Source organism: Stenotrophomonas sp. (assembly GCF_032099025.1).
Taxonomy (GTDB): Bacteria; Pseudomonadota; Gammaproteobacteria; order Xanthomonadales; family Xanthomonadaceae; genus Stenotrophomonas.
The window spans coordinates 226919-246200 of record NZ_DAMCID010000001.1; the positions used below are offsets into that span (position 1 = coordinate 226919).

General features: G+C 64.7%; 23 protein-coding genes and 2 pseudogenes. 10 read left to right on the plus strand and 15 right to left on the minus strand.

Annotated elements, in window-relative coordinates:
- The 9 genes and pseudogenes from RT456_RS00995 to RT456_RS01035 form a co-directional block, all read right to left on the minus strand.
- Positions 1-459, minus strand: a complete 459-nt coding sequence (locus RT456_RS00995; RefSeq protein ID WP_313341299.1) for a molybdenum cofactor biosynthesis protein MoaE — start codon at positions 457-459, stop codon at positions 1-3.
- Positions 456-698, minus strand: a complete 243-nt coding sequence (locus RT456_RS01000; RefSeq protein WP_313341302.1) for a MoaD/ThiS family protein — start codon at positions 696-698, stop codon at positions 456-458. Before RT456_RS01000 ends, RT456_RS00995 begins: the two co-directional genes overlap by 4 nt.
- Positions 698-1288 carry an NTP transferase domain-containing protein gene (locus tag RT456_RS01005; RefSeq protein ID WP_313341305.1) on the minus strand — a complete coding sequence of 197 codons (591 nt, stop codon included), beginning with the start codon at positions 1286-1288 and terminating at the stop codon, positions 698-700. Before RT456_RS01005 ends, RT456_RS01000 begins: the two co-directional genes overlap by 1 nt.
- Positions 1285-1773, minus strand: coding sequence for a cyclic pyranopterin monophosphate synthase MoaC (gene moaC, locus RT456_RS01010; protein ID WP_313341308.1), 489 nt, complete (start codon positions 1771-1773; stop codon positions 1285-1287). Before moaC ends, RT456_RS01005 begins: the two co-directional genes overlap by 4 nt.
- On the minus strand, positions 1773-2798 hold the full coding sequence (gene moaA / locus RT456_RS01015; RefSeq protein ID WP_313341311.1) for a GTP 3',8-cyclase MoaA: 1026 nt from the start codon (positions 2796-2798) through the stop codon (positions 1773-1775). Before moaA ends, moaC begins: the two co-directional genes overlap by 1 nt.
- A 1-nt stretch (position 2799) precedes the next feature.
- The gene (locus RT456_RS01020; protein ID WP_313341314.1) at positions 2800-3996 is read right to left on the minus strand and encodes a molybdopterin molybdotransferase MoeA; all 1197 of its coding nucleotides are present in this window, start codon (positions 3994-3996) and stop codon (positions 2800-2802) included.
- A gap of 191 nt (positions 3997-4187) precedes the next feature.
- A complete protein-coding gene (locus RT456_RS01025) occupies positions 4188-6473 on the minus strand; it encodes a xanthine dehydrogenase family protein molybdopterin-binding subunit (RefSeq protein WP_313341317.1) in 2286 nt (761 codons plus the stop codon).
- Positions 6470-7540, minus strand: coding sequence for a xanthine dehydrogenase family protein subunit M (locus RT456_RS01030; protein WP_313341320.1), 1071 nt, complete (start codon positions 7538-7540; stop codon positions 6470-6472). Before RT456_RS01030 ends, RT456_RS01025 begins: the two co-directional genes overlap by 4 nt.
- A pseudogene (locus RT456_RS01035) lies at positions 7513-8028 on the minus strand ((2Fe-2S)-binding protein); the annotation flags it as partial. The pseudogene RT456_RS01035 and the gene RT456_RS01030, both read right to left, overlap by 28 nt.
- A gap of 248 nt (positions 8029-8276) precedes the next feature.
- On the opposite strand from RT456_RS01035, the gene RT456_RS01040 reads away from it, so the two are divergent.
- Positions 8277-8663 (plus strand): DUF1622 domain-containing protein, encoded by a 387-nt coding sequence (locus RT456_RS01040; RefSeq protein ID WP_313341323.1) that lies wholly within the window; start codon positions 8277-8279, stop codon positions 8661-8663.
- A gap of 22 nt (positions 8664-8685) precedes the next feature.
- Here RT456_RS01040 and RT456_RS01045 read toward each other — a convergent pair whose 3' ends face one another.
- The 4 genes from RT456_RS01045 to RT456_RS01060 all read right to left on the minus strand — a co-directional run bounded on the left by RT456_RS01045 (position 8686) and on the right by RT456_RS01060 (position 11919).
- Positions 8686-9096, minus strand: coding sequence for a hypothetical protein (locus tag RT456_RS01045; protein ID WP_313341326.1), 411 nt, complete (start codon positions 9094-9096; stop codon positions 8686-8688).
- Positions 9097-9169: 73 nt separating this feature from the next.
- Positions 9170-9421, minus strand: a complete 252-nt coding sequence (locus RT456_RS01050) for a hypothetical protein (protein WP_313341329.1) — start codon at positions 9419-9421, stop codon at positions 9170-9172.
- Complete coding sequence (locus tag RT456_RS01055; RefSeq protein WP_313341332.1) at positions 9418-10752, minus strand: TFIIB-type zinc ribbon-containing protein; 1335 nt, start codon at positions 10750-10752, stop codon at positions 9418-9420. The genes RT456_RS01050 and RT456_RS01055 overlap by 4 nt, the downstream gene beginning before the upstream one ends.
- An 18-nt stretch (positions 10753-10770) precedes the next feature.
- Entirely contained in the window at positions 10771-11919 is a 1149-nt protein-coding gene (locus tag RT456_RS01060; RefSeq protein ID WP_313341335.1) for an SPFH domain-containing protein, read from the minus strand.
- A gap of 288 nt (positions 11920-12207) precedes the next feature.
- Between RT456_RS01060 and RT456_RS01065 the strand changes: the two genes are divergently transcribed.
- The 9 genes and pseudogenes from RT456_RS01065 to RT456_RS01105 all read left to right on the plus strand — a co-directional run bounded on the left by RT456_RS01065 (position 12208) and on the right by RT456_RS01105 (position 16853).
- Positions 12208-12672, plus strand: coding sequence for a hypothetical protein (locus RT456_RS01065; RefSeq protein ID WP_313341338.1), 465 nt, complete (start codon positions 12208-12210; stop codon positions 12670-12672).
- 68 nt (positions 12673-12740) lie between these two features.
- Positions 12741-12998: a transposase gene (locus tag RT456_RS01070; RefSeq protein ID WP_313341341.1), complete on the plus strand. Its 258-nt coding sequence runs from the start codon at positions 12741-12743 to the stop codon at positions 12996-12998.
- Positions 12947-13162, plus strand: a pseudogene (locus RT456_RS01075) (IS3 family transposase); the annotation flags it as partial. The gene RT456_RS01070 and the pseudogene RT456_RS01075, both read left to right, overlap by 52 nt.
- Before the next feature lie 232 nt (positions 13163-13394).
- Positions 13395-13733 carry a hypothetical protein gene (locus tag RT456_RS01080; RefSeq protein WP_313341344.1) on the plus strand — a complete coding sequence of 113 codons (339 nt, stop codon included), beginning with the start codon at positions 13395-13397 and terminating at the stop codon, positions 13731-13733.
- A gap of 104 nt (positions 13734-13837) precedes the next feature.
- Entirely contained in the window at positions 13838-14092 is a 255-nt protein-coding gene (locus RT456_RS01085; RefSeq protein WP_313341347.1) for a hypothetical protein, read from the plus strand.
- Between the two features lie 71 nt (positions 14093-14163).
- Complete coding sequence (locus tag RT456_RS01090; RefSeq protein WP_313341350.1) at positions 14164-14475, plus strand: hypothetical protein; 312 nt, start codon at positions 14164-14166, stop codon at positions 14473-14475.
- Positions 14476-14980: 505 nt separating this feature from the next.
- On the plus strand, positions 14981-15322 hold the full coding sequence (locus tag RT456_RS01095; protein ID WP_313341353.1) for a hypothetical protein: 342 nt from the start codon (positions 14981-14983) through the stop codon (positions 15320-15322).
- Between the two features lie 22 nt (positions 15323-15344).
- Positions 15345-15683 (plus strand): hypothetical protein, encoded by a 339-nt coding sequence (locus tag RT456_RS01100; RefSeq protein WP_313341356.1) that lies wholly within the window; start codon positions 15345-15347, stop codon positions 15681-15683.
- 765 nt (positions 15684-16448) lie between these two features.
- Positions 16449-16853: an SMI1/KNR4 family protein gene (locus RT456_RS01105; RefSeq protein WP_313341359.1), complete on the plus strand. Its 405-nt coding sequence runs from the start codon at positions 16449-16451 to the stop codon at positions 16851-16853.
- Between the two features lie 252 nt (positions 16854-17105).
- Here RT456_RS01105 and RT456_RS01110 read toward each other — a convergent pair whose 3' ends face one another.
- Both RT456_RS01110 and RT456_RS01115 read right to left on the minus strand, forming a co-directional pair.
- Positions 17106-17381, minus strand: a complete 276-nt coding sequence (locus RT456_RS01110) for a hypothetical protein (RefSeq protein ID WP_313341362.1) — start codon at positions 17379-17381, stop codon at positions 17106-17108.
- 70 nt (positions 17382-17451) lie between these two features.
- Entirely contained in the window at positions 17452-19161 is a 1710-nt protein-coding gene (locus RT456_RS01115; protein ID WP_313341365.1) for a diguanylate cyclase, read from the minus strand.
- Positions 19162-19282: the final 121 nt, after the last annotated feature.

A 19282-nucleotide genomic window follows, 5' to 3' on the forward strand; every position in this document is an offset into this window, starting at 1 on the left:
TTACCGCGCATCGGCGCGGTCATGTGAATGGGGGGCGCTGCCATGCGAGCAGACCACCCATTCCGAATCGCCCTCCACGTAGCGTTCCTTCTTCCACACCGGCAACCGGTGCTTGAAGGCATCGATGATGTAGCGGCACGCGCCAAACGCGGCATCGCGATGCGGAGACGACACACCGACCCAGACGGCCAGTTCACCCACCGCGAGCGTGCCGCTGCGGTGCACACCGACCGCGTCGATGTCGCCAAACCGCGCGCGCGCTTCGGCCAGGATCGCGGCGCCTTCGACCTCCGCCAGCGTGGTGTAGACCTCATACTCCAGGCCGTCCACCTGGCGGCCGTCGTTGCGGTTGCGCACCCAGCCTTCGAAGGCGCAGAAGCCGCCGTGGGCAGGATTCTGCAGCGCCGCCCGCAGCGCCGGTACGTCCAGGGCGACCGCGCTCACCGAGAACCCGCTCATCCGCCGTTGACCGGTGGAATGAACACCACGCTGTCCCCGTCGTGCAGGGGCTGGTCCCAGCTGCAGAAGCGGTCGTTCACCGCCACCCTGAGCACGGAGGCGGGCAGGGTGAAACCGTGCCGGTCCTGCAATTGCCCGTACAGCGCGCTCAGCGACGTTGCATCGGTATCGAGGCGTTCGGAATCGGTGTGGGCCTGTTCGCGCAGCAATGCGAAATAGGCCAGTTCGATGTGGGGCATCAGCGCAGCTCCAGTTGCCGGCGTGCTCTCAGCAGCTCGTCCGGGGTGTTGACGTTGTCCAGGGTGTTGCCCGGCGCGGGCAGTGTGTGGATCTGCAACTGCAGCAGCGCCTTGCGCGGGCAATGGTGGCCGGACGCCAGCCGCTGCCGAAGCAGGGGGGCGGCGCTGGGTTCCCAGATGGCACAGAGGGGTTCGGGCAGGCCGTCATGGCGGCTGCTGAAGGCCGTGGCATCCCGATCCGGATCGCGCGCGTCGAGAAGCGACTGCAGCGTGGCTGCGTCCAGCAGCGGCAGGTCGCAGGCGAGCACCAGCCATGCGTGGGCGGGGAACGCCTGCTGCGCGGTCACGATGCCCGCAACCGGCCCTACGCTGGGCACCGTATCGGCCAGGGTAGGCAGGCCGGCACGCAGTGCGTCGCCCTGCTGGCCGGGATTGATCGACACATGCGCGTGGGCAACGCCGACGCGCTGCAACAGTTCCCACGCGCGCAGCAGCTGCGGCCGGCCGCCGTAGTCCAGCAGCGCCTTGTCGGCCTGCATGCGCCGGCTGGCGCCGCCACTGAGCAGCAGGGCAGAGAGCGGTGCACTCATGCCGGCAGCGCCAGGTCGGATTTGCCACCGCGCTTGGACACCAGCCGCACCTGCTCGATCACGATGGCGTGCGAGAGTGCCTTGCACATGTCGTAGAGCGTCAGCGCCGCGACGCTGGCACCGGTCAATGCCTCCATCTCCACCCCGGTGACGCCGTGGCAGGCCACGGTGCAGTCGATGACGGCGCTGTCGCCGTCCATCGCGATGGCGATGTCGCATCGCTGCAGGGCCAGCGGATGGCACAGCGGAATGAGCTGGGACGTGGCCTTGGCGCCCATCACTCCGGCAATGTGCGCCACTGTCAGCACCGCGCCCTTCGGCAGCACGAACCCGGCCTCGCGCAGCTGGGCCGCCACCTCGGGCGGAAAACGAACGCGGGCCTGTGCGTGGGCGACGCGGTCGCTGGCGGTCTTGCCGCCCACGTCCACCATGCGTGGCCGGGCGTCGGCATCCAGGTGCGAGAGCAGGGAGGGGTTGGGTTCCATCATCCACCTATGTAGTGCATTTCGATGCGGCGGCCCGGCGGGGTGGCCGGTCTGCCGCGCAGTTCGCTGTAGCGGTCGTTGCGCGCGGACCACACGCCGGCCAGGACCGCACGCAGGGCGGTGTCATCCTGGCCGGCGCGCAGCAGCCCGCGCAGGTCGGTGCCCTGGGTGGCGAACAGGCACGTGTACAGCAGCCCTTCCGAGGACAGGCGCGCGCGCGTGCAGTCGCCGCAGAACGGCTTGGAAATCGAGGAGATCAGCCCGAGCTCACCGCCGCCATCCAGGAAGCGGTAACGCGTGGCCACCTCGCCCGGGTGGCGCGGCGGCAGGGCCATCAGTGGCCAGCGTGCGTGAATGCGCGCCTGCAGTTCGGCGGAAGGCACCACCGCGCCGGCGGACCAGGCATTGCGGTTGCCCACGTCCATGAATTCGATGAAGCGCAGCACCACGCCGGTGCCGCGGAAGTGGTCGACCAGGTCCAGCGCACCGGCATCGTTGAGGTCGCGCTGCACCACCGCGTTCACCTTGACCCCGTCGCGGAAGCCGGCGTGGCGGGCCACCTCGATGCCGCGCAGCACCGCGTCGACCTCGCCGCGGCCACCACTGAGCGTGCGGAACAAGGCGGGGTCGAGCGTGTCCAGGCTGACCGTGACGCGGTCCAGCCCGGCGTCGGCCAGCGCGCTGGCCTGGCGGTCCAGCAGCACGCCGTTGGTGGTCAGCGCGATGTCGTCGATGCCATCGATGGCACGCAGCCGCCGTACCAGGTCCGGCAGGCCGTGGCGCAGCAGCGGCTCTCCACCGGTCAGGCGCAGCTTGCTCACCCCCAGCGGCGCGGCCTGGCGGCAGACCCGTTCGATCTCGTCGAAGTCCAGCCGCTGGGCATTGCTGAGGAACGCGTAGTCGTCACCGTAGGTGGCGGCGGGCATGCAGTACGTGCAGCGGAAGTTGCAGCGGTCCATGACCGAAATGCGCAGGTCGCGCAGCGGTCGGCCGCGGCGGTCCAGCACGGGCGTCGGTGCGTTCATGTCACCACCGATGCAGCGGCAGGCGCTGCCCCGCGTCGGCACCGGCGCCGGCGGCCAGTTCGACCACGCCGGCGGTGCCGGCCAGGGCGGTGAAATCGCCGGAGTTGCGTGACCCGACCGGTTCCGCAACGGCGTTGCCCTGCGCGTCACGGCCCAGTCGCACCGGTATGAACTGCGCGAGCGGGAAGGCGGGCAGGGCGCTGGCCAGTGGCAGCTGCTCCGGCGGCTCGGGCGCGAGGCCCATGCCCGCCAGCAGCGCGGGCCGCACGTAGCGGACCAGGCAGACCAGCGACGACACCGGATTGCCGGGCAGCGCGAAGACACGCTGGCCCGCCGGCCCGACGCCAAACCACATCGGCTTGCCCGGACGCTGCGCGATGCCGTGGAACTGGCAGCGCACCCCCAGTGCCTGGAGTGCATCGGGCAGGTAATCGCGTTGGCCCATCGAGACGCCCCCGGACAGCACCAGCGTGTCGTGCGACGCCAGCAGCGCCGCGAGCGCCGCCGCGAGCACGGTCGGCTCGTCGGCCAGGTGGTGCAGGCTGGCCTGGCCCAGTCCGGCCGTCTGCAGTGCCGCCATCAGCGCCAGGTCGTTGGAGCGGCGGATGCGCCCCGGCGGCAGCGTTGCGCCCACGTCCACCAGCTCATCGCCGGTGGCGACAACGGCCACGGCCGGTCGCCGCGCCACCGTTACGTGGGCTACGCCATTGGCCGCCAGCAAGGCCATCTGCGGCGCACCGATGCGTACGCCCGGCGCCAGTACCGGGCTGCCGGCGGCGCAGTCGCTGCCGCGGCGGTGGATGAACTGGCCCGGGGCAGGCGTCGCTGTTTCCTTCAGCGCGTAGCCGTCCGGCGTACGGCGCAGCTGTTCGATGGGAAGGATGCAGTCGCAGCCGTCGGGCAGTACGGCGCCGGTGGCGATCTCGATGCAGGTGTCCGGGTCGGTGAGCGCGCCGCCCTGCATGCCGGCCATCTGCATCCCGGCCACCCGCAGCAGGGCGGGCATTACCGGCTGCCACTGCATGGCCACGCCATCCATCATCACCCGGTCGAACGGCGGCTGGGGACCTTCGGCCAGCACGGGTTGCGCGAGGACGCGCCCGACCGCGTCGTGCAGGGCCACCTGCTCGGTGGCAGCGGCCACCGTCGTGGCCTGGATCGCCGCCGCCGCCGCATCGACGCTGATCAGCGGCCGCATCGCACACCCCTTTTCGGGGCGCCGTTGCAGGCGCGCAGCTGCGGGGAAAACGACGGCAGGCGAGGGAACATCACGGGCACGGCAAGACTCGATCTGAGTGGGGCTGGCCTCCCACCGCGCGGGTGCGCGGTGGGCGTGCGGGCTGGAGGCTTCAGATACGACAGTCTGGCGATCTGGATGTGATCGTCATTTCACGACGCGTCGCGCATCACCTTGTCCGGTGTGATCGGCGTACTGCGGACGCGCTTGCCGGTGGCATGGAAGATCGCATTGCTGATCGCCGCCGAGACGCCCACCAGGCCGATCTCGCCGACGCCTTTCGCGCCCAGGCTGCTGACCACCCGGTCGTCTTCCTCGACGAACAGCACGTCCACGTCATGGATGTCGGCATTCACGGACACGTGGTACTGGGCCAGATCGCGGTTCATGAAGCGACCGAAACGATGGTCCGCTTCGGTGTGCTCATGCAGGGCCGCACCGATGCCCCACACCACGCCGCCGATGATCTGGCTGCGCGCGGTGGTCGGGTTGAGGATGCGCCCGGCGGCGATCGCGCTGACCACCCGCATCACCCGCACCGTGCCGAGTTCCTCGTCCACGCGTACTTCGACGAACACCGCGCTGTGGGTGGCGCGGGTGTAGCGGCGCTGCTCCAGCACGTTCGGCAGCAGCAGGTAGCTGGCCTCGACGCTGTCGTGCCCGGCCGTGCCGAGCAGCGTGGTCAAGGCCACCGCGCTGGCAGGATCGCCGCGCAGCGCGAGGGTGCCATCACGGAAGACTACGTCCTCCAGCCGCGCCCGCGAGAACGCGGTGCCGGGCGCGAGGCGGGCCAGCGCCAGCAGGCGACGCCGCAGCTTGGTGCAGGCGCCGTCCACCGCCGACCCGACGGTGCTCACATGCGACGAGCCGCCTTCGATCGGGGCCACCGGCAGGGTGGAATCGCCGAGCTGGAAGCTCACCTGTTCCAGCGGCAGGCCCAGCGCCTCGGCCGCGATCATGCTCATCACGGTATAGGTGCCGGTGCCGATATCGCTGGCGGCGCTGCTCACCACCAGCCGACCGTCGGCATGCAGCACGGCCCGCGCCCGGGCGAACATCTGCATGGCGTCCCACTGCCCGGTGGCCATGCCCCAGCCCACCCATTCGGTACCTTCGCGACGCGCCCGCGGCTGCAGCGGGCGGCGGGCCCAGCCGAAGCGCTCGGCACCCTGCGCGTAGCAGTCGCGCAGCGCCTTGCTCGAGTAGGGCTTGCCATCGGCGGGATTGACCTCGGCGTAGTTCTTCAGCCGCAACGCGAGCGGATCCATGCCGAGCTCGGCGGCCAGCTCGTCCATGGCCACTTCCAGCGCGTGCACGCCGTGCGCGGCGCCCGGGGCACGCATGTCGATGGGGGTGTACTGGTCCAGGTCCACCACCTTGTAGCCCAGGTGGACGTTGTCGCAGGTGTACAGCTGCCCGCTCCAGTTGACCACCACTTCCACGTAGTCCTCGATGCGCGATGTTTCGGCCACCGCCTCGTGCCAGATCGCACGCAGGGTGCCGTCGGCGTCGGCGGCCAGCTTCACCCGCTGCGCGGTCTCGGCGCGGTGGCCGAAGGTGAACATCTGCTGCCGTGTCATCACCACCCGGACCGAGCGATCGAGTGCCAGCGTGCCCATCACGGCCAGCGGCAACTGGTACTGCGGGCGCAGGCCCGCGCCGAATGCGCCGCCGACGTAGGGGTTGCGCACCGTGACCCTGCGCTTGGGCAGGCCGAACACATGCGAGACGTACCAGCGGCTGTTTTGCGAGCCCTGGGTCTTGTCATAAATGGTGAGATGGCCATCCTCGCCCCGGATCACCGTGCTGGCGAACAGCTCCATCGGGTTGTGATGCTCGACGCCATGGTGGAAGTCGGCCGTGATCTGGACGGGGGCCTGCGCGAAGGCCTGCTCAGGATGTCCTTTGTCCTTGGGAGGGGATGAAAAGCCGGCCTTCATCTTCTTCGGTGGGCGGGCGCGCGCCATCGCCGCCAGCAGATTCGTGTCGTGTTCCTCCACTGCATAGTGGACCTCGACGCGCCCGGCCGCCTCGCGCGCGGCCTCGAAGGTCTCGGCCAGCACCAGCGCCACCGGCTGGCCGCTGTACAGCACGGTGTCGTCGTACAGGGGCCGGAACGGACTGCCGGCCGGTGCCGTCATGTCCTTGTAGAACAGACCGGCGCGGCGCATGTGCGGTCGGTTGAGATGGGTGATGATGCGCAGCACGCCGGGCACCGCATGCGCCGCCTCCAGGCTGAAGCCGAGGATGCGACCCTTGCCGATCGTGCTGTTGACGGCCACGCCATAGGCCAGGTCCGGCGCCGGCCATTCGGCGGCATAGCGGGCCTGGCCGGTGACCTTGGCATGGCCATCAATGCGCGGGGTGCCGGTGCCGGTCGGGACGTGCCCGGTACCGGCCGGAGCGACGGGCGGCTGCAGGGCCGTGGGAAGGTTCATGCCAGCGTCTCCGGATGCGGGCGCGTGCTGCCCTGGTTGTCCACGGTGCCTTGCGTTGCCACCTCAAGCGCGCGGATCAGCGTGCGCCGGGCCAGGGGGATCTTGAAGGCGTTCTCTCCCTGCGGGACGGCACCCTGCAGCAGCGCGTCCGCGGCCGCTTCGAATGCCACCGCCCCCGGGCGTGCGCCCACCAGCAGCGCTTCGGCAGCGGGGCGTCGCCAGGGTTTGTGCGCCACGCTGCCCAGCGCCAGACGGGCAGCGCGGATGACCCCGTCCGGCCCGATGTCCAGCGCGGCGGCGACCGACACCAGCGCGAAGGCGTAGGACAGACGCTCGCGCACCTTGAGGTACGCGCTGTGCGCGGCAAAGTGCGTGGCAGGCGGCAGTTCGATCCGCAGGATCAGTTCATCGGCCGCCAGCGTCGTATCCACCTCCGGCGCGTCGCCTGGCAGGCGATGGAAGTCCGCCAACGGAATCGCGCGTTCGCCGCGCACACTGGCCACGTGCACCACCGCGTCCAGCGCGGCCAGCGCCACGCACATGTCGGACGGATGCGTGGCGATGCAGTGCTCGCTGGCGCCCAGGATGGCGTGGTGGCGGGTGAGGCCGCCAATGGCCGAGCAGCCGCTGCCCGGTTCGCGCTTGTTGCACGGCGTGGCACGGTCGTAGAAATACGTGCAGCGCGTGCGCTGCATCAGGTTGCCGCCGTTGGTCGCCATGTTGCGGATCTGCGGCGAGGCGGCCGCCAGCATGGCCGCCGAGAGCAGCGGATAGTCCCGTTCCACGCGGGGGTGCCAGGCGGTATCGGCATTACGCGCGGTCGCGCCCAGGCGCAACCCGCCGTCCTCACGCACCTCGATCGCGTCCAGTGGCAGCCGGCTGACGTCCACCAAGGCAGTGGGCGTCATCAGCTGCAGCTTCATCAGGTCCAGCAGGTTGGTGCCGCCTGCGATGGGGCGGGTGGCGTTGCTGCCCGTGGCGCCGGCAAGTGCCTGCAGCGCGTGGGCAATGGCGTCCGGGCGCTGGTAGGTGGCGGGAATCATGCGGGCACCGTGCCTGGCACCCAATCATCGGTGGCGGCATCGCCGCGCAGGTCGTGGTCGGTGGCCAGCACGGACATCACCGCGTCGGTGATCTGGGGATAGGCGCCGCAGCGGCACACGTTGCCGCTCATCAGCTCGCGTACCTGGTCGCGGCTGCAGGCCTTGCCCTCGTTGATCAGGCCCTGTGCCGAACAGATCTGTCCCGGCGTGCAGTAGCCGCACTGCAATGCGTCGCAGGCGATGAAGGCCTGTTGCAGGGGATGCAGGGCATCGCCGTCCGCGAATCCCTCGATGGTCTGCACCTGCGCACCGTCCTGCATGACCGCCAAGGTGAGGCAGCTGTTGATGCGCCGCCCGTCCACCAGCACCGTGCAGGCACCGCATTGGCCGTGATCGCAGCCCTTCTTGGTACCCGTCAGCTGAAGGCGTTCACGCAGCAGGTCGAGCAGGCTGACCGTGGATTCCACCTGCAATGCGTGATCGACGCCATTGATGCCCAGGCTGAGCGGGTAGAGCACGCGTGGGCGTGGGGGTGCAACAGACTCGCTCATGGCAGTTCCGGCTGGGGCGATTGCGCCCACCGTGCGCCATTGCACGTCCAATCAGGGTGGAGACCCGGTGCAGTGCGCGCGAAGACCCCTTCAAGCGCGGTCACGTAGATTTACTGAGTCGGGGTGAGTAGTTCAACGCTGGCTGCGCCGACAGCACGCCACCACCCTGTTCTTACTGCTGCCCGAGCAGCGCTCGTGGGACCCGCGTCATGCCCAGCCAAGCCTCCGCCATCCAATGGGTCGAATGGTCGGCCCTGGGCATCGAACTGCTGGCGATCGCTCTGATCGTGGCCACGATCCTCGTGTCCACTGCGGTCTACGTCGTGGCGCTGGCGGTACATCACCAGGACCGTGCCGACAGCTACGAACGCTACCGGCGGCGGCTGGGGCGCGCCCTGCTGCTCGGTCTGGAGATCCTGGTGGCGGCCGACATCGTCCGCACGGTGGCGCTGGACAGCACCCTGAATGCGATTCTCTCGCTGGGGCTGCTGGTCATCATCCGCACCTTCCTGAGCTGGTCGGTGGTGCTTGAGGTGGAAGGATTCTGGCCGTGGAAACGGCCGCCGGAACGTGGCGGCATACGCCGCGAAGAGTAACCGCCACGTGCCGGGCAGGCGGTCAGCCGCCGCGTCGAACGCCGAAGATGACGTCCTTGCGACGCATGTCCAGCAGCTGGGAACGGGCCAGCACGATCTCGTCGTCGGTATCCCAGACGACTTCCTTGAGGTCGCCACGCAGCTCGCGCTTGGCGGAGATCGTGTCATCCCAGGCGCTGCTGTCGGTGACGATGGTGACGGTGTCCGCCTCGACCTTGATGACCTTCAGCAGTCCGTAGGCCTTCTCGCCCGGGACCTGGAACTCTGCCAGTTCGGACAGCTCCGCGGCGTACAGGTCGCCGACCCTCGGATCGTTCAATTGTGCGGTTTCGTCTGTGGCAGCGGCACCGCCGACACCGCCGACCCCGCCGGAGCAGGCCGTCATCAGGGACAGGGAGCCGAGCAGAACGGCGAGAAAAACAAGCTTCTTCATGAGGGATCACACAAGGTAGGGAAGGGGCGGTGTCGGTGGGCCACGTCGCGTGGCCGGATCGGAGGGCGCGGGCTCATCCGCTGTTTCGTGTCACCCGGCGCCGATACTCGCGCACGTTGTCCCCGCGGATCCGCGTCTCCTGCGTGCCGTTGTTGGTATCCACGAGGTGGTCCGAGCCGGTGATGGGCTTGGCCTCGACGGTGGTCTCACGCTCGAAGGCGTGAGACTTGTCGGTATTGCGGTAGTACCGGTACAGCGCCCAGTACAAGGCCGTTGCGCTGGCAGGGCCAGCCAACAGCAACCAGAGTCCACTTTCGTCGCTCATGAGGCCGCTACCAGGAACCAGAGGGTGAGGGCTTCAACGATCGTGCCGGTGGTGAGCGCGGCCAGCAGCAGCTTCCACTGCTGCACCGGCACGCTGCCCATGGTTTCACCGGTGCGGCCGTTGACCGCGATGTAATGCAGCATGCCGCCGTTGCGGCCGGGCTGGTGGTACGAGTACAGCCATACCGGCAGGTACATGGACACCCAGCGCGTGCCGTGCACGTCCACGCGCTCCTGCTCCCAGCGCACGCCACGGTCGTAGCGGCGCACCGAGCCCTCGACCTGGGCGCGGGCGATGGACAGCAGCTGGTCTTCCAGGCGCGGCCGCATCTTCTCCACGTCCAGCGTGCGCTTCTCCGAGGTGAAGCCCAGCAGGTACGACGCGTTCCACTTCAGCGCGTTCTTGGTATCAAACGGCAGGATCGTGTTGATGATGTTGTTGGTGTTGGTCTTCGTATCGAGATTGCCACGCTCGGCGGACGATTCCAGCGGCAGGTCGTCCACCGTGAAGTCCACCCCGCGCTCCACCTGGTACACATCGGCGTCGTAGTAGGTCTTCTTCTTGTCGCCCTCTCCGCGCGTGTACTCGCCCGTCTTGATCTCGCCCTTGCCGGACACACTGGCGCTGACGTTGCTGTCCACGATCATGTACGGCATGTAGACGCCCACGACGTTCTCGGGCGTGAACTGGTCCTTGAACGCCTTCAGCGCGAACATCCGGCGCTTGTCCACAAACTGGCGGATGCGCGCAACGGCGTCATCCTTGGCGATCCGGAACGGCAGCACCGCATCGGGCACGGCGCCGTTGGCGACCTGCTCGTTGACCCCGAACACATGGCGGCACCAATGGCAGCGTGCGGTCATGGTGGTTTCGGTGTTGATGGTGACTTCCGCGCCGCAGCCGGTGCACTTGAAGCTCATCAGGCTGGCGGTGTCGGCCTGGATGTCGCGTGCGCCGGAGGCGATGACCGTGCCGCGCAGCTGGTCGATACCGGCGCCCAGGCCGAATTCGTCCTCGACCAGCGCGCCATGCCATTCGTGACGGCAGAACTGGCAGACCAGCACATCGGTGCCGATCTTCAGGCGCACGTCCGTGGAGCCGCATTTCGGACAGCGGTTCAGGCCGTCCTTGAGTTCCTCGGCACTGGTATCGAGGGCGACCGGATCGGGCGCCTCGATCTCGGCACGGATCGGGTCGGGCAGGGTGGCCGGATCCAGCGGAAAGCTGCCCGGCAGGGGCGGGACATCGCGCGGCGAGCCGGGGCCGGTAACGGCGCCCGGCAACGGCGGCGGACCCCCGGGCAGCGGGGGCGGGGTTCTGGGGTCGGACATGGTTATCGTGCGTCCGCCTTACAGACCCAGCGCCTTGGCCTTGAGCGCGTTGTAGTCGTCCTGGGTGATCAGGCCGAGGTCCAGCATCTCCTTGGCCTTGGTCAGCTTGGCCACCGTATCGTCCGCCGCAGGCGCCGCCGGGGCGACCGGCTGCTGCAGGTTGCCGGCACCGAACATGCCCGACGCCATGCCCACGCCGACCAGGCCCGCCGCACCGCCGTTCTCGCCGGCGGACTGGATGCCCTGGGCCACGCTGGCCTGCAGGTTGGAGTTGCCACGGCCGCCGGACAGCGCATCGGCGCGCTGCACGGTCTTGAGCAGTTCGCGGGTGTTGGCGTCGTACTCGATCGAGACGATGGCAGTCTTGACGATGGCCAGGCCACGGTCCGACTTCCACTGGTAACCCTGCTCAACCGCCGCGGAAAGACTCTGGGCGAAGCCCAGCGAATCCTGCTGCAGCTTGGTGATGCGGTTGCCCTTGCCCGGATCGTTGGTATACAGGCTGAAGGCCGGCGCCAGCGAACCTACCACTTCGTTGAACAGCTGGCTGGCCGCGGCGTTGTCCATGTCGGTGAAGTCGAACACCTTGCCCGGCTGCAGGTACGCTGCTGGCACGAAGTTCTTCACGAACAGGATCGGGTCGACGATCTTCAGCGTGTACGAGCCGCGCGTGATCGCGCCGACCTGCGTATTGAGGAAGCCATCGTCCCAGTAGATTTCGGACTGCGTACCGAAGCGGTTGTCCGGCAGTTCCTTCAGCGAGACGAAGAAGGCCGCCTGCTGCCCACCCGGCTGGCCGCCGAACTTGAAACGCTCCCAGCTCTGCTTGATCAGCGGGGTGACGATGCCGTCGCCGGCAAAGATCGACTGCGAGTTGAGGTCATCCGAGCGCCACTCGTAACCGCCCGGTTCGGCCACGAAGCTGGTGATCGCGCCGTCCTGGAACAGCAGCAGGCCATAGCCTTCCGGCACGACGATCTTCGAGCCGTTGGTGATGATGTTGGACGAGCCGCTGGTGTTGGACCCGCGCCCGGCGTTGGTGCCCTGCGGCACGGCCGCGAACAGCGCCGCGGTGGACGGCAGCCCGGCCGGCACGGTGTAGAAGTCCTTCCACTGGTCGGCCAGCACGCCGCCGACTGCACCCTTCACCGCTTGAATAAGACCCATGACCCGCTCCCTGTGATCCAAGGACGGGCACCACGCCCGCCACGATGGTAGAACTATAGCAGCGCGCCACGACCCGGGGATGGACGTTTCCGGCAGGGGGAAGGACGGATGAGGGGCTAAACCGTTGCCGGTACCTGGGATGTCCCCCTGAAGGGGGGCTGACCTTGTCCGGCGCGTTGCCGGCCAGCCCATCATTCTCGTCGGGTTGTCTGACGGCGTAAGCTTCCGGTTCTTCGAGCTGGATGACAGCAGTGTTCTGAAATGGCGTGGCTATCCTGAGAACAAACCATGACTACGTTGATCGCTTCAGTCCAGGAGACTGCCCCGGGGGTCTACCGTAGCTACTACGGTTGCGTAGGGGCGGATGAAAATTATTGTCGCGCAATGAGCCTTACGGTTCTCCTGCTTATCTCAGAACTTGACCAGGAACTGTTGGAGGTTGTGGCCCGGTTGCTCGACACGATGGACGATCCTGGGCGCGAAGTGTCGGACAGTGGGCAAGCGAACTGGGGCTACAACGTGGTCGCGATCTGGCTTGACCCGCCAGTAGCCAAGCCAGGATTTGCTTGCTTTACCAATGACATCTACCCCGAGCTCGACGTAGGCGGAGAGCCGCCGCAGTATTCTCACGCGCAACTTTCCACCATTTTGAATCACTGGAACTTCTTCAAGGCAGAGATTTCCGCGCACGGCATGGAGGCAATGTCTGGAAGGAAGTTTGAGGTTGCGCTCAATGATGACGTTCGTGCTTGATGTTGTGGACCGGCCAGGATTTCGTAGACATCTCAGAGCCCTAATCAACGGTAGCGAGAGAGGGGTCTATGGCGAGCAAGCAGTACACGGATGAGTTCAAGGCCGAAGCGGCCAAGCAGGTTGCCCAAAGGGGCTTTGCTGTAGCCGAGGTTGCCAAGCGGCTGGGGGTTTCATCCCACAGCCTTTACCATTGGTCTACAAGGCCAAGAGCGAAACCTTGGCGGGCACACCCGAGGGGTCGATGTTGCGCACGCACAAGGACTCAGCCGAGGTGCGCGGAAATTGCCATGACAACGTGGTGGCTGAGAGCTTTTTCAGTGCACTGAAGAAAGAGCGGATCAAGCGACGGATCTACCCGACGCGGGCCGAGGCACGCTCGGATGTATTCAAATACATCGAGATGTTTCACAACTCAATCCGACGCCATGGTTCCGATGGCAACCTGGCCCCTGTAGAGTTTGAACGGCGCTACGCGCAAAGCGGCTCATGAATGTCTACGGAAGTCTGGCCGGTCCAGGGCGATGCTGCGGGGTTCATCAATGGGGCAAGCGGATTTGCGCCGGTTGACCGCGCGAGACTTATACTTGCGGACATGGGAGTGCACCCGCTGCCACACAGTGTCGTACTCAGGAGTGACTCCACCGTGCTTAATGAGGCCGCGCCCAAGATGACAGCTCAGCAGATTGCCGAGTTCATGCGACGTGCAAAGCAGGAAGATTGACGTGGACAGAGGTGTCGTGTTTTTTGTAGATACAATTTTGCTGGCTAGAGATGGTGGGAGAAATTACGTCGGATATGTGAACTCGGGTGGATCTATTTCGCTTGGTGACGTTTTTCATGTTGCTTATGTGATTCCGCGTACAATTGAAGACGTTCGTATGGAAAGGCCGCTGTCTTCCCCGGTAAACGTCAGAAGCGTTTGCTTGTCAGTTGAGAGCATCGAGGTCATGAGGCAGAAGCTCCAGCAGCTCAACCATGGAATCACGGCAATAGTTAGGCTTGCCGGTAAAGGCGATGATATTGTTCTGCAGGGTGATTGGTTGAGTACCGCCCAGGTCTAACGTTGCAGAGCTTCATCGAAACGCCTTGCTGACGTCTGAAGCGTCGTGAGCCTTCTTGGCAGGCTGATTGGAAGAACGTGGCTACGACCCCAGGGCAAAGGTAGATGAAGACCATTCATGTCGATGAGCTGCGTGAGATCGCGCGACGTCTGACGCAGAAAGAGCTTGAGGGATACGTTATTCCTGATGAGATTCGCGGTTCGCTGGTGTTGACAACTCTCTTTGAAGGTGATGATCGTGTCTTTGTGCTCTATGTGCCAGGTGAGCTTAGAAAAGACGCCCGCGTCATTGCTCGCACCACTGTGAATGCAATAACTGGAGCAGCGTCAGTGGATGTGTCCGGGCTGTCAAAGGCGTAGGATTTGATGAAGGATTCCAGCCTGCGGCGCGCGGGTGCTGGCACCCATGTTCCTTACCGGAAATCGCGAGAATGAATGCCACTCCATGGCAGGAAGCATTGGAAGATCTTTTTGCAGGCGCTATCAATCAAGAGCCGCTGGATGTGGCGTTGAACCAAGTCGCGGAGTTGACTGTAATTGATCCGTCCTACCACGAAGAGGTGATTGGTGCGCTTGACGTTGCTATTGGTCTTGCGGAACAGGGTAGTGTTGAAATGCTTCCGGCCATCAACAAGAGTGGATATGGCGCGATTGACGTGAACTCCGCACACTTCCTTTTATGCTATGTAAAAAAGGTTTACCTGGAAGAGCTAGTCAAAGTTCGCAAGCTTCGATGCGCATAGAAAATATGCTTGAAGAGAAGGCTCACTGGCAGCAGATCAAGCCCGCGCTACAGGCCGGTGGTGCAGGCCGTATCGACGAAGCGATTCGTGAGCTGGACCATGGCGTCTCACTTCCGCAGTCGATTCCCGCACTTGCGACTGACATGAGGAATCCGCGCTGTACTTCTGGCCGAAATGTGCACTTTGGGATGATGACGCTCACATCGAATGGTTCGACTCGAAAAGTGCTGCCCGAGAGTTTGTTGAACAGAACATCCTCAATGTCGAGAGTGCCACCAGATCCGACTTGGTCGGGTGATGCCGAGGGTGCGCCCGTTGACTGTCCGTCCATTGGCTGCGCTCGAATGGCGTTCAGTCAAGTGGGTACTGTGCCGCCAGGTGCATGTGATGGGAACTCGCAGAGGTTTCAGGCGATCAACCATGTCTTGAGAGGTTTGGTAAGGCGGACTGCGTTGGAAGCTCACTCTCTGGGGGGGCGTGATGGGCAAGATGGAGAAACAGTAAGATGACCGACGTAAACGTTCCTTTGTTCGAGACGTTTGAAGCGGCGCTCGCTGAATTTATGAAGGATGGCTCTGTATCTGCGGTTCGTTGCGAACGGTGCGAAGTGATGATTGAGATCGCTGCGCCGAATCAATCCGGGATGATTGTGAGATGCAGTTGCGGCGCCTATAACGATAATTTGCGCGGACTCTGCGGAGATCCGGTAGGCAGCTCGGGGTATCTGTTGACGCAATCCATGAAGTGCGGGAAATCGCCGCCAGCCGCTGCCCCCAAGGTCGGGCGCGCGGCGCTGGCGGGAGAGAGGGTGGCGCTGACGCAGGTGACGGTCAAGTGTTCTTTGTGACTCCGGATAGTCGAGATCGCCCATGATGAAGCATGCGGATGTTGGTATTGTTCCCGTAGGTGGCCTGCAGCAGACTGCCGAGCTGCTTGGGGAGGTGCTTGGTTGTTTTGCTTTTGTTGAGGATGTTGACGGTATTTTTGATGAGTACCCAGCATATGTAGCAGTGGGGGGCGACCATCAGTACTCGCTACTGGGTCCGCCTGCTCCCGAGGACGATGTGAGGAGCGAGCCGAGTGCGTATTTTCAGCTGAAACTGGAACCGGTTTCTTATGTCGAGGGCGAGATGAACGTAGATGTAGCTGAAGGAATCATCTCAAGAATCACCGCTGACGGCAGAGTTCAGTGCTATTCACTTGATTGAATTTTCCAGTCGCTCTCGACGGATCTCCGGCTCAGTAGTTCTGATAGGTTTCTTCGAAGCCCGGGTTCTTGGCTCGGTACTTGATCCACGACGGCCACGCCAAAGTGGCCTGGCTCTTGCAGCACTGCTTTGGAGAGAATTCGGGCCAACTTGAGGGCTACAGGTGATGGCGAGCGGTAAAACGTACCTTTATTGGATAAAACAACTGCCCGAAGCGGATAGTGATTTGTCGTCGGCAGCGTGTCCATCGTGTGGCAATGTCGGCCTGATGTTTCAGTACTTTGGCCCGGATTCAGGACAGTTCGGCTGGAAGATAGTCTGGTGTGAGACTTGCTGGTCTGGCATCAATGTATCTCGCATCAGACTTCCCGACTCAGCATTCGTGATCCGCTCTGAGAGTCAGTACAGAACCTGCGAGCCGACCATCGATCGCATTGATTTGATCCTGGAGTGAATGTAGGCATTTGACCTAAGGGGCAAAGAGTCGATCTCAGCTCGGTCGAATTAAGGGCGACCTCATCGCAGAGAGGGAGCGCAACACCGGTCAGGTATGGCCAACGTATTTGCAGCCTGTGTACAGCAAGTCGGGGGAAGTCAGCAGAAGGGTTGGCCAGCACTATGAAGCCCATCACGTCATAGAGCTGGGCTATGGCGGTCCAAATGAATGGTGGAATATTCATCCGGCGAGGCACCCTGATCAACACCAGATGGGCATCCGCGGGGCAGGGTCGCCTGGTAGAAATCTATTCGTAAGGTGAGGCGATAGTGACTGATTACGGGCAGTTGAACGGTATTCAAGGCGTAGGCGATCTATTGAAGAAGCTTGCCGCCGTTTCGAGCGAGAAGGCAACGTCGTTGCGGAAACAGTATCCCGGACTGCCAGAAGACTATATTGGGTTCCTTTTGCGCATCGGTGCCGGCGAGGTTGGAAGCGAAAACTACATGATCTATACGGGGCTGATTCCGGCTGAAGAGATATACGGTGAGAGCAAGCAGGTTAGAGGCGTACTGCTGTTTGGAGATGACCTCTGTGGCTTTGCTGCTGGCTTCGATTCCCAGACTTGGCGGGTTGTTGAGGTTGACACGGAACATCTGACATCAGTCGACGTAGCACCTGACTTCGCGACATTCATTGCGCGAAAGCTCAGTGAGATTGCGTCGTGGCAGTAAGGTCGGGCGATCGTATCGCCTCTTCCGCGATGGTCAGGGCCTTCTCTGCCTTTGCGTCATGACGGGCGGCTTTGCGCTGTACGAGATTGCTTTCCCGCTCTCGGCCAGCGAGCAATCCGGATATGCGGAACACGGCAAGAAATTTCTCGATGCGCTGGCGTACAGGGCATCGAGAGATCCGGGTTCATACTTCGGCCGATAGCGGCCATGCCAGCGTGCCGCAAAATGTGCGCCGCGCTTGCCGCACGTGACTTACGGCAGATCGCACTTCATCTTGCCGTCCACGTAATACGGTTTCGGCACATTCGGGTTCTCGCTGGTCTTCTCGAACACCACCTCAAACGAGTCCGCATCCGGCGTGCCCTTGCGGTCTGTGCAGGCCTCCTGCAGCTTCTTCTTGACCGCGGCAATGCCCGCGTCACGGTTGGCGCCATCGGCGCTGTTGGTCAGGTTGGCAACCTCGGCGTAGGCGAGGGAACTCATGCCGAGCAGGCATCCGACGAGAACGGCAGTGTGCAGCTTCTTCATTGCGACTCCTTTGCAGTGTCAAACGCCGGGCGCAGTGCCGTCGGCGCGTTGTCAGCATAAGGAAGTCAGGTTAAGGCCCCGTGGGCGTGGATCGCCGCTCCCTGCGACGGCGCTCATACAACTTCATGTCGGCGCGGTTGATGGTGTCGGCCACCGTCTCCGGCGGTCGGCTGATCGCGCAGCCGCCGGAGAACCGCACCGGTGCCGTATGGGCGCGCGCCTGATAGTCCGCCTCCAGCGCCTGCAACCTGCCGAGTGTGGCGCCCGGCACGAACACCAGGAACTCATCGCCGCCCAGTCGCACGACCACCTCGTTTTCGTCCAACGGCGCGGACAGGAACGCGGCGAACTCGACCAGCACCGCATCGCCATGCGCATGGCCCAGGGAGTCGTTGATCTCCTTGAAGTGGTCCAGGTCGAACACGGGGCAGCCCCATGCTTCCAGCTGCTGCTGTGCGAGCTCGGCCAGGTAGCGGCGATTGAACGCGCGGGTGAGGGGATCGCGGATGGCCATCTCCAGCAGTTGCCGCTCCTGCAGGTGCTGGGTGGTGATGTCTTGGGCGTGGCCGAGCACATACGGCGGATCCGCCTCGGTATCGAGCACGTTGTGGTAGGCCCAGTAGCGGCGTGACCCATCTTCGGCCACCAGCTCCATCAGCCCCGAATCGCTCTGGTTCTCCCGCACACGCTGCAGGTAGGCCTGCAGCTGACCCTGCTTCTCGCCAGGAATGATCTCGGTCAGCGAGCGCCCCAGCAGCTCCGCTTCCGGCCGGCCCAGCGACAGCGAGGCGGCAGGGTTGACCGAGGTGATCACGCCGTCCAGCGTGTGCGTGCAGATCAGGCCAAGGCTGTGCTGGAACAAGCGTCGGTAGCGCGCCTCGCTCTGCGCCAGTGCGTCGGTGGCCGAGCGTTGCTCGGTCACGTCCTGGATGGCGCCGATCAAGCGTGCGCCGGCCGCGTCGTCCACGCGTTGGCCGACGATATGCAGCCAGCTGCGCTCGCCGCCCAGTGTGGTGGCGCGCACGGTCAGGTCGATGGCGGTGCCGTCGCGGGCGCAGGCGGCGATCGCGTCCTCGAGTTCAACCCGGCTCGTGTCCGGGTAGAACGAGAGTGCCGCGCCAAGGTTGGGGTCAAAGTCCTCTGGTACGCCATGGATCAGGCGGGTTTCCCGGGTCCAATCCAGTGCGTTGCTCTCCAGCGCCAGCTCCCAGCCGCCCACCTTGGCCAGCGTGTTGGTGCGCTCCAGGAAGGCCTGGCTGCGCTGCAGCTGGCGGTGCAGGCGGTTGCTCTCGGCAATGCGGTTGAGCAGGCTGGCGCGCTGTTCCATGCCGATCGCTGCGACCCGCGCCAGCCACGCCAAGGCCTCGCGCTGTTCCGCGGTGGCCACGCCGGGCTCGGGGTTGAGCAGGCACAACGTGCCGATCCGGCTGCCGCCCTCCAGCCGGATGGGCGCGCCCAGGTAATGGCGCACGTAAGGCGGGCCGATCACGGTGGGATTGGTGGCGAAGCGCGCATCCTCGCGTGCGTCGTGCACCTCCAGGACGCTGTCCGACTGGATGGTCCACGTGCAGAACGAGATGTCGCGTGCGGTTTCGGTGACGGCCTCCAGGCCCACATGCGCCTTGAACCATTGGCGGTCGCCGTCGATCAGCGAAATCATCGCCACCGGCATGCCGGTCATCGCATGCGCGGCGCGGGTCAGGGCATCGAAGAACGGTTCTGGATCCGAATCCAGTATCCGCAGGGACTCCAGGGCAGCTTGACGGGCGCGTTCGGTCATCCGATCCCTCCACAGCGTGTTGGGCGCGACCCTCCGTCGCGCCTGTGACCATCCTAGGTAGCGGCGCGGCAGCGGCTGGTGAAAACCCGGACTCGTCCCGTGCATGTAATGTTATAGTGTA

Coding starts and splice junctions, on each gene's coding strand:
- RT456_RS00995 (WP_313341299.1), bottom strand. CDS start 459: ATGAGCGGGTTCTCGGTGAGCGCGGTCGCCCTGGACGTACCGGCGCTG.
- RT456_RS01000 (WP_313341302.1), bottom strand. CDS start 698: ATGCCCCACATCGAACTGGCCTATTTCGCATTGCTGCGCGAACAGGCC.
- RT456_RS01005 (WP_313341305.1), bottom strand. CDS start 1,288: ATGAGTGCACCGCTCTCTGCCCTGCTGCTCAGTGGCGGCGCCAGCCGG.
- moaC (WP_313341308.1), bottom strand. CDS start 1,773: ATGGAACCCAACCCCTCCCTGCTCTCGCACCTGGATGCCGACGCCCGG.
- moaA (WP_313341311.1), bottom strand. CDS start 2,798: ATGAACGCACCGACGCCCGTGCTGGACCGCCGCGGCCGACCGCTGCGC.
- RT456_RS01020 (WP_313341314.1), bottom strand. CDS start 3,996: ATGCGGCCGCTGATCAGCGTCGATGCGGCGGCGGCGGCGATCCAGGCC.
- RT456_RS01025 (WP_313341317.1), bottom strand. CDS start 6,473: ATGAACCTTCCCACGGCCCTGCAGCCGCCCGTCGCTCCGGCCGGTACC.
- RT456_RS01040 (WP_313341323.1), top strand. CDS start 8,277: ATGCCCAGCCAAGCCTCCGCCATCCAATGGGTCGAATGGTCGGCCCTG.
- RT456_RS01045 (WP_313341326.1), bottom strand. CDS start 9,096: ATGAAGAAGCTTGTTTTTCTCGCCGTTCTGCTCGGCTCCCTGTCCCTG.
- RT456_RS01050 (WP_313341329.1), bottom strand. CDS start 9,421: ATGAGCGACGAAAGTGGACTCTGGTTGCTGTTGGCTGGCCCTGCCAGC.
- RT456_RS01055 (WP_313341332.1), bottom strand. CDS start 10,752: ATGTCCGACCCCAGAACCCCGCCCCCGCTGCCCGGGGGTCCGCCGCCG.
- RT456_RS01060 (WP_313341335.1), bottom strand. CDS start 11,919: ATGGGTCTTATTCAAGCGGTGAAGGGTGCAGTCGGCGGCGTGCTGGCC.
- RT456_RS01065 (WP_313341338.1), top strand. CDS start 12,208: ATGACTACGTTGATCGCTTCAGTCCAGGAGACTGCCCCGGGGGTCTAC.
- RT456_RS01070 (WP_313341341.1), top strand. CDS start 12,741: ATGGCGAGCAAGCAGTACACGGATGAGTTCAAGGCCGAAGCGGCCAAG.
- RT456_RS01085 (WP_313341347.1), top strand. CDS start 13,838: ATGAAGACCATTCATGTCGATGAGCTGCGTGAGATCGCGCGACGTCTG.
- RT456_RS01090 (WP_313341350.1), top strand. CDS start 14,164: ATGAATGCCACTCCATGGCAGGAAGCATTGGAAGATCTTTTTGCAGGC.
- RT456_RS01095 (WP_313341353.1), top strand. CDS start 14,981: ATGACCGACGTAAACGTTCCTTTGTTCGAGACGTTTGAAGCGGCGCTC.
- RT456_RS01100 (WP_313341356.1), top strand. CDS start 15,345: ATGATGAAGCATGCGGATGTTGGTATTGTTCCCGTAGGTGGCCTGCAG.
- RT456_RS01110 (WP_313341362.1), bottom strand. CDS start 17,381: ATGAAGAAGCTGCACACTGCCGTTCTCGTCGGATGCCTGCTCGGCATG.
- RT456_RS01115 (WP_313341365.1), bottom strand. CDS start 19,161: ATGACCGAACGCGCCCGTCAAGCTGCCCTGGAGTCCCTGCGGATACTG.